Consider the following 11,525-nt stretch of genomic DNA (forward strand, 5'->3'; position numbering starts at 1 on the left):
TTAAGTGATTTCCTTGGAAGTAAATTTTTTGATAAAGTAAAAAAAATAGTAAATCTATTTATAAAAATCATTTTCAAGTGTGAGACAATCTCCGTTTTTGCCTAATAGGCCATTAAAAGTTGCTGTTTTAGGATCTTCAGGTGCTGTGGGATCTGAATTACTCAAAATTCTTGAACAACGTGATTTCCCAATATCAGAATTAGTACTGCTTTCATCGGAGCGGTCAGAAGGAAAAAAAATTATTTGGAAAGGTGAAGAATTAGTTACAAAAAAAACTGTTAAGGAAGAATTTTCTAATCTTGATTTAGTTTTAGCTTCAGCAGGCGGAAGTATTTCAAAAAAATGGTTATCTACCATTATGGAACAAAATGCTTTACTGATAGATAATTCTAGTGCTTTCAGATTAGATAAGAACGTACCTCTTATAGTTCCTGAAGTTAATGCTAGTGATGCTCTCCATCATGATGGGGTAATAGCGAATCCAAACTGCACTACCATTTTGTTGACATTAGTTTTAGCTCCGTTAAATAAACTTTCTACTATTCAAAGAGTTATTGTCTCAACATATCAATCTGTGAGTGGAGCAGGCCAATTGGCGATGGAGGAACTAAAGCTTTTAACTGAAAAATATCTCCAGGGTAATCCTCAAAAAAGTGAAATTTTGCCATACTCTTTGGCTTTTAATCTGTTTTTACATAATTCACCCATGCTTGCGAATAATTACTGCGAAGAAGAGATGAAAATGGTTAATGAAACAAGGAAAATATTAAATATTGCTGATTTAAAGCTTTCTGCTACATGTGTTCGAGTTCCAGTATTGAGAGCGCACTCTGAATCTGTCAATATTGAATTTGCCGGCGTCGTTGAACCGAACGTTGCACTTAAAGAATTAAAAAAGTCTCCTGGAATTGAAATTATTAATGATTATAATAACAATAGATTTCCTATGCCAACTGACGTTATGGGTAGGGATAACATTGCTGTTGGAAGGCTAAGAACCGATATTAGTCAGCATAATGGACTAGAATTATGGTTATGTGGAGATCAAATAAGAAAAGGAGCAGCCCTTAATGCTGTTCAAATAGCCGAGTTATTAATTCCAAAAAAATGATTACAGACAAAACTGAGTGTAATGATCCATTATTTGGGAGAATACTAACTGCAATGGTTACTCCATTTACTGAAAATGGAGATGTAGATTATGAACTGGCTATTAAGCTCTCAAATTTTCTTTTTGAGAACGGTTCAGATGGAATTGTGCTATGTGGGACTACTGGAGAATCTCCGACTCTTTCATGGGCAGAACAGCATGATTTATTTATTGCAGTAAAAGGATCTTTGGATTCCAGTTGTAAAGTAATAGTTGGCACTGGTAGTAACTGTACGAGTGAAGCTGTAGAAGCTACAAAAAAAGCCTATGACTCTGGTGCCGACGGTGCTTTGGTTGTGGTTCCTTACTATAATAAACCACCTCAAGAAGGGCTTTATAAACATTTCAGTTCAATTGCTAATTCTGCAAAGGATTTGCCTCTAATGCTTTACAACATACCTGGAAGGACAGGGTGCAATTTATTACCTGATACTGTGAAGAAACTTATGGATTTCTCAAATATTCTCAGTATTAAAGCGGCAAGCGGTAGAATAGAGGAAGTAACAGAACTAAGAGCTATTTGTGGCTCTACACTCTCTGTATATAGTGGCGATGATTCATTGTTGCTTCCAATGTTATCTGTAGGTGCTGTAGGAGTAGTAAGCGTTGCAAGTCATTTGGTTGGATTGCAATTGAAAGAAATGATTCATTCCTTTCAAAGTGGGGAAGTTTACAATGCGCTTGCCATTCATGAAAAACTTCAGCCTCTTTTCAAAGCACTCTTTATGACTACAAATCCAATCCCAATTAAGGCTGCTTTGGAGCTATCGGGATGGAATGTAGGTATTCCCAGAAGTCCTTTGTCACCATTAACTCCTGACATGAAAAAACAACTATCTTTTATCCTGAAATCCCTATAATAGGGATTATATTTAACTTGATAATTAAATTTAAATAAACCTTATTTGATTACAAGCAGGCCTTCATAAATTTCAAAATTATGCAATCAAGTACAAATTCAACTGTTAATAGATCTACTAATGATTCATCTAGATCAAAAAGTAATGAGCCAGCATTAAGAGTCATACCTCTAGGAGGACTTCATGAAATAGGAAAAAACACTTGTGTTTTTGAATATGGTGATGAATTGATGCTTGTTGATGCTGGCCTAGCTTTCCCATCAGATGGTATGCATGGCGTAAATGTTGTTATGCCGGATACAACTTTCTTAAAAGAAAATCAAAGAAGAATAAAAGGAATGATTGTTACACATGGTCATGAAGATCATATTGGAGGGATTTCTCATCATCTAAAGCATTTTAATATTCCGATTATTTATGGCCCAAGACTTGCAATGTCGATGCTTAGAGGAAAAATGGAGGAAGCAGGGGTATCTGATAGAACAACTATACAGACAGTAAACCCAAGAGATGTTGTAAAAGTTGGACAACATTTTTCTGTTGAATTCATTCGAAATACCCATTCTATTTGCGATAGTTTTTCATTAGCAGTTACAACACCTGTTGGCACAATTATTTTTACGGGAGATTTTAAGTTTGATCATATGCCAGTAGATGGAGAGCAATTTGATATTGAAAGAATGGTGCATTACGGAGAGAAAGGCGTTTTATGCATGTTCAGTGACTCTACTAATGCCGAAGTTCCAGGTTTTTGTCCTTCTGAAAAGACTATTTATCCTTCTCTAGAAAAACATATTGCTGAGGCAAAAGAACGAGTTATTCTAACTACTTTTGCTAGTTCTGTTCATAGAGTGACGATGATCTTAGAGTTGGCTATGAAACATGGAAGAAAGGTCGGTTTGTTAGGAAGATCTATGATAAATGTCATTGCAAAGGCCAGAGATATTGGTTACATGAAATGTCCTGATGATCTTTTTGTTCCTATAAAACAAATTAGAGATTTACCAGATAGAGAAACTCTATTGTTAATGACTGGAAGTCAAGGAGAACCCTTAGCAGCATTAAGCAGAATATCCCGTGGTGAACATCAGCATGTTCGTCTTAAGACTACTGATACTGTGATATTTTCAGCCAGTCCAATTCCTGGCAATACTATTTCTGTTGTTAATACTATAGATAGATTAATGAAACTCGGAGCAAAAGTTGTTTATGGTAAGGGAGAAAATATACATGTCTCTGGGCATGGTTTTCAGGAAGATCAAAAGTTAATGTTGGCACTCGCTAAACCCAAGTTTTTTGTCCCTGTTCATGGAGAACATAGAATGCTTGTTTGTCATGGTAAAAGTGCACAAACTATGGGAGTTCCAAAGGATAATATTTTAATTATTGAGAATGGAGATGTTGTTGAGCTGACGCCTAACTCTATTCAAAAAGGTGATCCTGTAAAAGCTGGTGTAGAACTGCTTGATAACTCAAGAAATGGGATAGTAGATGCTAGAGTTTTAAAAGAAAGGCAGCAATTAGCTGGAGATGGTGTAGTAACTGTTTTAGCTCCTATTAGTACAGATGGGAAGATGGTTGCGCCTCCCAGAGTTAATTTAAGAGGAGTGGTTACTACCGCAGAGCCAAGAAAAATGTCTATGTGGACAGAACGTGAAATAAGCTGGGTTTTAGAAAATAGATGGAAACAATTATCCAGACAGACTGGGCCGAATAATTTTGAAGTAGATTGGATTGGTGTACAAAGAGAAATTGAAAATGGTTTATCTAGAAGAATGAGAAGAGAATTACAAGTTGAACCACTTATTTTGTGTTTAGTTCAACCTGCTCCAAGTGGAACTCGTGCTTATATTCCAAAAATTACCGAAGAGCAAAATTTTTCTAATAGAAATAGAAATAATAATAATTTCCATAAGAAATCAAACAATAATCATCCGAATAGTGTAACTAACCCGCAAAATAACCAAAAAAGTCCAAAAGTTTCACAGAATTCATCGGCTGAAAATGCTACTGAAGATTCATTTGAAGGTAGGACAAGAAGAAGAAGATCCGCTATCACATCTTAACTTTTTCAAAGTTTATATAGTTTTTATTCCAAACAATTTTTAAAAACTCTTGAAAGTTTATTTGGCCTTTATTTTTTTCATAAATAGAAGTTGCTAATTTTGTTAGATTTTTAGAACTACATTGTTTTGTAGATATTTCTTTTAAAAATCTATTTAAGATCGTGCATCGCGCTTCAATACACATACTATTTAAGAGATTTCTATTGATACCTTTTACATCTTTACAATGTAGGTATGCTAGTTCACTAAGATCATTGCGTTCATTATTGTAGTTGCTCATTTTTTTGGAAAAATTATTTATTCTTTCAGAACAACCAGGATAGATAACCTCCAAGGTAGGAATAATTTTTTTTCTTACTAAATTTCTTTTTAACTTAAGATCCGAATTTGTAGGATCTTCCCATACTGGGATTTTTATGTCATTACAGATTTGTTTTGTATCTTCTCTACTGAAAATTAATATTGGCCTTATTAAAAAAATTTGATTTTCTAGTAATCTTTTGCTCTCAATATTACTCAGCCCGGTAAGATTGCTCCCTCTAGATAAATTGAGGATAAATGTTTCTGCATTATCACTACTGGTATGACCAGTTAATAAATAAATATGATGATTATGCTGGTTTTTATTTAATAAAGTTTTGGCTCTTTCACATAATTTTTTATATCTCCATTGTCGTGCTTTTTCTTCTGAAGAAATATTTTCTTTATTTGCTTGATCACAATAGAATGAAATATTTTTATCTTCGCAATAACTTTTTAATTCAAGAGCATATCGTGAAGATTTTGTGTGCCATTGATGATCTCCATGCCAAACACTAATAGACCAATTATGAAGTTTCTTTAGGTCATTAATTAGGGTTAATAAGGCCATTGAGTCTTGTCCCCCGGAAACACTTATTAAAATATTCGATCCTTTGGGAATTAATTTTTTTTTGCCAAGAATCTCTTTATGAAGCTGATGATGCCATGATGTCCAATTTTTCTGAGTTAATTTTTTATCAGACATTTTGTGTTGCTCAGATAATATTTTTTAAAAAATGCACTGTTTTACTAAAACAATGTCACAATCGGGTAATAAATTCATTAATTAAATGAGTCTGATTAATCTTTTGCCACAAAAAATTAAAGAAGAGTTAAGGAGTAAATCTTTACTCAAAGTTATTTCAGGATTGAATAATTTCGATGTTCAATCTGTGAAAACAATTGTTGAGGCTGCTTCATTAGGAGGTGCAGATCTTGTAGATATTGCTTGTAATGCTCAACTCGTAGAGCTGGTACTTAAGAATTTTAAATTACCAGTTTGTGTGAGTTCAGTAGTGCCAACTTCTTTCATAGATTCTGTAAAAGCAGGAGCCTCATTAATTGAAATAGGAAATTACGATACTTTTTATGAAAAAGGCATTAATTTTTCAGACGAAAAAGTCTTAGACATAACCAAAGAGACAAGGGATTTATTACCTCATGTTCCCCTATCAGTAACTGTTCCTCACACTATGCCTATTGATAAACAAGTTGAGCTTGCTATAAATCTAGCTGAAGAACATGTTGATATTGTTCAAACAGAGGGTGGTACTAGCTCTAATCCTTATTCATCCGGAATCCAAGGCTTTTTTGAAAAGGCAGTACCAACTCTCGCAGCAACTTATGCTATTCATCAAGAATTTAAGAAACAATCTGTCAATATACCAATTATGAGTGCCTCTGGATTAAGTCAAGTTACTTGTCCATTAGCAATATCTTGTGGAGCCTCAGCAGTTGGTGTTGGATCTGCAGTGAATAAATTAGATGATTTAGTATCAATGATTGCAGTTGTTAGGGCCTTAAAAGAATCTTTGAAAAATTCAGTAATTAAAGAAAAAATTTCTTAATATATAAGAACTTTAGCTATTAGCTTGATGAACGACTATAAGCTTCAAGCTCCCTATGAACCAAATGGAGATCAACCTGAAGCTATCAAAAAATTAGTTAGAGGTGTTAATAGTGGTAAAGAGTTTCAGACTCTTTTAGGAGCTACTGGAACAGGTAAAACATTCACTATTGCAAATGTAATTCAACAAACAGGAAGACCAGCTCTTGTATTAGCACATAACAAAACTTTAGCTGCTCAACTATGTAATGAATTAAGGGAGTTCTTTCCGAAAAATGCTGTTGAGTACTTTATTTCTTACTACGATTATTATCAACCTGAAGCTTATGTTCCTGTAAGTGATACATACATAGCAAAAACTGCTTCAATTAATGAAGAAATAGATATGCTTCGGCATTCTGCAACACGCTCATTATTCGAGAGAAAAGATGTAATTGTAGTAGCCTCTATAAGTTGTATTTATGGTCTAGGGATACCAAGTGAATATCTAAAAGCTTCAGTTAAATTTGAAGTTGGAAAATCTATAAATTTACGTTCTTCTTTGAGGTCGCTTGTTGAAAATCAATATACTAGAAATGATATTGAAATCACTAGAGGTAGATTCCGAATAAAAGGTGATGTTTTAGAAATTGGTCCTGCTTATGAAGATAGATTAATAAGAATTGAATTATTTGGTGATGAAGTCGAGGCTATTAGATATGTTGACCCTACTACTGGAGAAATACTTGAAAGTTTGCAACAAGTTAGTGTTTACCCAGCGAAGCATTTTGTTACTCCAAAAGAAAGACTTGAGAGTGCAATAAAAGCAATTAGAAGTGAATTAAAAACTCAACTCGATAAATTTACATACGAAGGAAAATTGTTGGAGGCTCAACGTTTAGAGCAACGAACCAAATATGATTTAGAAATGCTAAAAGAGGTTGGCTATTGTAATGGGGTTGAGAATTATGCTCGTCATTTATCAGGCAGGGAGGAAGGTTCACCGCCAGAATGCTTAATAGATTACTTTCCTGAGGATTGGCTTTTGGTAGTAGATGAGAGTCATGTAACATGTCCTCAACTTCATGCAATGTATAACGGTGATCAATCTAGAAAAAAAGTTTTGATAGATCATGGTTTTAGATTGCCAAGTGCTGCAGATAATAGACCTCTAAAATGTGAGGAGTTTTGGGAGAAATCAAAGCAAACATTATTTATAAGTGCAACTCCTGGACAATGGGAACTAGACCAATGTGATGGTGAATTTATTGAGCAAGTTATAAGACCTACTGGGGTATTAGACCCCGTTATTAATGTAAGGCCGAGTGAAGGTCAAATAGAAGATTTATTATCTGAAATAAGAATTAGGTCTGAAAAGAATCAAAGAGTTTTAGTGACTACACTAACTAAGAGAATGGCTGAAGATTTAACTGATTTTCTATCTGAAAATAAAGTAAGAGTTAGATATTTACATTCTGAAATCCATTCAATTGAAAGAATTGAAATTATTCAAGACCTCAGAATGGGTGAATATGATGTTTTGGTAGGAGTTAATTTATTGAGAGAGGGACTAGATCTTCCTGAAGTTTCGTTGGTTGCTATTTTAGATGCTGATAAAGAAGGTTTTCTTAGGGCAGAAAGATCATTGATTCAAACAATTGGAAGAGCTGCAAGACACGTTGAGGGAGTTGCCTTGCTTTATGCAGATAATTTCACAGATTCAATGAAAAAAGCAATATCCGAAACTGAAAGAAGAAGAACTATTCAAAAAAAATACAATGAGGTCAATGGTATTACTCCAAAACCTGCAGGTAAAAAAATAGAAAATTCAATATTATCTTTTCTAGAGCTTTCCAGAAAATTAGATGCTAGTGGTTTATCTAAAGATTTAATTAATATAGTTAATAACAAAACGGACGCAATTCTCAATACCAACGATAATCAATATTTGCTTGAAGAATTGCCTGATTTAATAGACAAGTTAGAAATTAAAATGAAAGATGCCGCAAAAGATTTGAATTTTGAAGAAGCAGCAAATTTGAGGGATAGAATCAAAAAATTAAGACAAAAATTGGCAAGAAATAGCTAAGAAGAACTTATTTGTCTAATTCGAAATGTTTATGGATTGCATTAACTGCTTTGTCACAATCTTTCTCTAAAACAATACAAGAAGTTCTAATTTCACTAGTGGCAATCATTTCAATATTGATATTTTGGTCAGCCAATGCTCTAAATATTTTCCCAGCCGTTCCAACCTTAAATGCCATTCCCGCTCCTACGGTGCTTACTTTTGCTATAGCGGGGCCATCTTCAATGTATGAACCGGGCAATTTTTTTATTAATGCTTCAAAAACTAAGTTAGCTTTTTCTCTATCTTGTTTATTCATTGTAAGACTAATATCCTTAGTTTTTAGAGAGGAAATTCTCTCTGATTGCACTATGGTATCGAAAAGTAAATTATTTTCAGCTAGTGCTAAGCATATTGATGCGGCTACACCTGGACGATCAGGTAGTTTTCGAAAACTGACTTGCACTTGGTTTTTGTCTAATGCAATTCCTCTTACTTCGGGTTGATCTTGTTTTTCGTAGATGGGGTTAACGAATATTTGTGTATCGGATAACTTAAATTTTTCAGCAACAAATCTAATAGCTTTCGGAAGATTATTGATTTCAATCACACAGCTGACTTTAATTTCACTAGTGGCTATTAATCTTACATTTATATTCGCTTGAGATAAAGTATCAAATAAATCAGCCGAAACACTTGGCCGACCCATGATGCCTGCTCCTTGAATACTTAATTTAGTCATATTTGTTTTTAAGTTGTATTCGCCACCTAATTGACTTGTTATAATTTCACATTGTTCTGTAGTTTTTTTAACTTCTAATTGGCTTACAGTAAATGTAATATCGTTATTATTACCATCATTTGTTGCTTGTATTATTAAATCTACATTGATACTTGCTTCTGATAGTTTTTCAAATATTTGTGCTGCAATCCCTGGCCTATCAGGAATTTTGGATAGACTGAATATCGCTTGGTTTTCTAATACTTCAAGACTATTTACTGTTTTTGTTAATTCTAGGCTTCCTCTTTTTAGGGAGAGGGGTTTGATTTTGCTTTCTAGTAGAGTTCCACTGGAGTCGCTTTGACTTGATTTAACGCATAATTTAATTCCATAATTGCGGGCGATTTCTACAGCCCTTGGATGAAGAACTGAAGCACCAACGCTTGCAAGTTCCAGCATTTCCTCACAACTAATTTCATCTAAGAGTTTCGCATTAGGAACAATTCTTGGATCAGTAGTAAGAACCCCAGGAACATCTGTATATATTTCGCAAGTTTCAGCTCCCAATGCCGTTGATAAAGCTACTGCGGAAGTATCTGAACCGCCTCTACCCAACGTTGTAATTTCCATTGATCCAGTATGGCTTAATGTTGTTCCTTGAAATCCAGCAACCACTACTACAAAACCTTGATCGATATAATTTTGGATTCTGTCTGTTTTAATATCTAGAATTCTCGCTTTTCCATGTATTGATTCAGTAATAATCCCTACTTGGCTACCTGTCATGGAAATTGCAGGTATGCCGTATTCATTTAATGCCATTGAGAGAAGAGATATGGTTACTTGCTCTCCAGTTGAAAGGAGCATATCCAATTCTCTTCGATTGGGATTTTTACTTATTGATGAAGCTAAGAAATTTAAATCATCTGTAGTTTGTCCCATTGCGGAAACGACAACGACAATTTCATTGCCTGCTTCTTTACTTCGACAAATAGTAGTTGCAATATTTTGAATTTTTTTAATATCTCCAACAGAAGTACCGCCAAATTTTTTTACTAGTAAAGCCATGTTTAAATCATAATGTAAATTCTTAAACTTATAATTTGATTAATTTAAATTAATTAAATTTTCGGTAAAAACATTCATTGGATTATTACCTGTTTTTAGTAATGATTCAATATCTAATAAATTACTCATTAAATTAACCAAATATTCTTGCGAGACATTTTTCACTTTTTTTCTAATAAAAAAAATTCTTTTTGGATTAGATATTCCCGCAAGATTACAAATCTTTTTTGAATTATTATCATCAGAATTAACTGCTAATTTTATAATTGTATGTAATCTTATTTGACTAATTAAACCCGCATTTAATTTTAAAGCAGGTTCACCTTTCTGTAAGGAATAATTTATCTCAATTAGACTTTCATTTATATTTTTATGAAGGAGATGATCAATTATTTTGAAAATATTGGGTTGATGATCACTAAATATTTTTTTAACATCATTGCATGTTAGAACAATTTGTGGATCCAAATCATTTGATACAGCTGTAAGGAATGTTTTTGCTTTTGTTAATTCATTTTTTAATTTAAAGCTATCATTTCCAACCGAATCAATTATTAATTCAGCTGCATCTTTATCAATTTTGATATTCATTGAATTTGCTGAATCTTCTAAATATTTTTTTTGTCCCTCATAGTCCCAAATTTCTGGTAAAGAAAATGATTCTTCTTTGGCTAAATTATTTTTGATGAGGTTTTGCAGAAATTTAGTACTTTTTAATCTGGAGTCTGGTTTTTTAGTACTTTGTAAAATGAAAAAAGTTCTACTAGGAATATTGTTATGAATTTTTTCAAATTTATTTATTAGTTCGTCATTTTTTGTAGTAAAAATTGGATTATTTTTTAATGTAACTATTCTTGAACCTTCTCCAAAAGGAGGAGTAAGAACTTCATTAAGGGCTTTATTGATTTGTTCATTATCATCTCCATTTAAATTAGTTACATTAATTTCTTTCCATTCTTTAGAGACTTCTTTATCAATTAATTTTTGGATAAATGTATTTTGAGAATTTAGATCATTACCCCATAATATTTGTATTGGCATGATTGCTCAATAAAAATCGTATATTAATTATGATTACTTCTAACATAAATTCAATCCAATGGTAACAGATCATCCAATTTTTTTAGAAAGTATTAGTTTTATAAGATCTCATTTAGAAGCCAATGATCTTAATTATTTAGAAAAAAAAGTCTTAGAAAGATTGATTCATACTTCTGGAGATTTTTCTGTTCAAAATCTCATAGTTTTTAGTGAAGGGGCATGCGAAAAGGGGCTACAAGCTCTTCAAAATGGGGCTCCAATTTTAACTGATACCGATATGGCAGCAGCAGCAATAAAATCCATGGCAGAAAATACTACTAGGAATAAAGTGTTTACCGCTAGAACGTGGTTTGGTGACAATAATCACACAAAATTAACTAAAACTGCATATGGCTTAAGTGAGGCTTGGAAAGAATTATCAGTAAAAAATTCTGGATTGAAATCTCCTATTGTAGTAATTGGTAGTTCGCCAACAGCACTAACATATTTAATCGATATTCTACATAATTCAAAAGATTTACCTAGCTTAATTATTGGAATGCCAGTTGGATTTATAGGAGTAGAAAAAAGCAAAAAAAAATTAATTTCTTCAAATCTTCCAAGAATTGTTTTGAGTTCAACAAGAGGAGGTGCTGCTATGGCTGCTGCTACTGTTAACGCCTTGTTGAGGGAAACTATTTAAAAAGTATTCATCTTATTAAAATG

At 33.0% G+C, this 11,525-nt stretch carries 9 protein-coding genes; 6 read left to right on the top strand and 3 right to left on the bottom strand.

Translation table 11 applies throughout. From position 1 onward, the window contains the following. Positions 1 to 79: 79 nt before the first annotated feature. The 3 genes from JJ847_02725 (at position 80) to JJ847_02735 (ending at position 4,076) form a co-directional block, all read left to right on the top strand. Entirely contained in the window at positions 80 to 1,111 is a 1,032-nt protein-coding gene (locus tag JJ847_02725) for an aspartate-semialdehyde dehydrogenase (protein MBO6959800.1), read from the top strand. After that, positions 1,108 to 2,010 carry a 4-hydroxy-tetrahydrodipicolinate synthase gene (gene dapA, locus JJ847_02730; protein ID MBO6959801.1) on the top strand — a complete coding sequence of 301 codons (903 nt, stop codon included), beginning with the start codon at positions 1,108 to 1,110 and terminating at the stop codon, positions 2,008 to 2,010. Before JJ847_02725 ends, dapA begins: the two co-directional genes overlap by 4 nt. 80 nt (positions 2,011 to 2,090) lie before the next feature. Beyond that, positions 2,091 to 4,076, top strand: coding sequence for a ribonuclease J (locus JJ847_02735; protein MBO6959802.1), 1,986 nt, complete (start codon positions 2,091 to 2,093; stop codon positions 4,074 to 4,076). Here JJ847_02735 and tilS read toward each other — a convergent pair. Beyond that, entirely contained in the window at positions 4,066 to 5,082 is a 1,017-nt protein-coding gene (gene tilS / locus JJ847_02740; protein MBO6959803.1) for a tRNA lysidine(34) synthetase TilS, read from the bottom strand. The two genes, JJ847_02735 and tilS, sit on opposite strands and share 11 nt — an antisense overlap. A gap of 85 nt (positions 5,083 to 5,167) precedes the next feature. Between tilS and JJ847_02745 the strand changes: the two genes are divergently transcribed. Next, entirely contained in the window at positions 5,168 to 5,944 is a 777-nt protein-coding gene (locus JJ847_02745) for a DUF561 domain-containing protein (GenBank protein ID MBO6959804.1), read from the top strand. Positions 5,945 to 5,971: 27 nt separating this feature from the next. Next, positions 5,972 to 8,011, top strand: coding sequence for an excinuclease ABC subunit UvrB (gene uvrB / locus JJ847_02750; GenBank protein MBO6959805.1), 2,040 nt, complete (start codon positions 5,972 to 5,974; stop codon positions 8,009 to 8,011). Between the two features lie 7 nt (positions 8,012 to 8,018). Here the strand turns inward: uvrB and JJ847_02755 are convergent, their stop codons facing one another. Together JJ847_02755 and holA are read right to left on the bottom strand one after the other, a co-directional pair. Then, entirely contained in the window at positions 8,019 to 9,779 is a 1,761-nt protein-coding gene (locus JJ847_02755; GenBank protein ID MBO6959806.1) for an aspartate kinase, read from the bottom strand. A 39-nt stretch (positions 9,780 to 9,818) separates the two neighbouring features. Continuing rightward, positions 9,819 to 10,820: a DNA polymerase III subunit delta gene (holA, locus tag JJ847_02760; protein MBO6959807.1), complete on the bottom strand. Its 1,002-nt coding sequence runs from the start codon at positions 10,818 to 10,820 to the stop codon at positions 9,819 to 9,821. Positions 10,821 to 10,878: 58 nt separating this feature from the next. On the opposite strand from holA, the gene JJ847_02765 reads away from it, so the two are divergent. Then, positions 10,879 to 11,502 (top strand): precorrin-8X methylmutase, encoded by a 624-nt coding sequence (locus JJ847_02765; GenBank protein MBO6959808.1) that lies wholly within the window; start codon positions 10,879 to 10,881, stop codon positions 11,500 to 11,502. The last annotated feature ends 23 nt before the right edge of the window (positions 11,503 to 11,525 follow it).

Origin of the sequence: Prochlorococcus marinus CUG1438 (assembly GCA_017644325.1) — a bacterium.
Taxonomy (GTDB): domain Bacteria; phylum Cyanobacteriota; class Cyanobacteriia; order PCC-6307; family Cyanobiaceae; genus Prochlorococcus_A; species Prochlorococcus_A marinus_AA.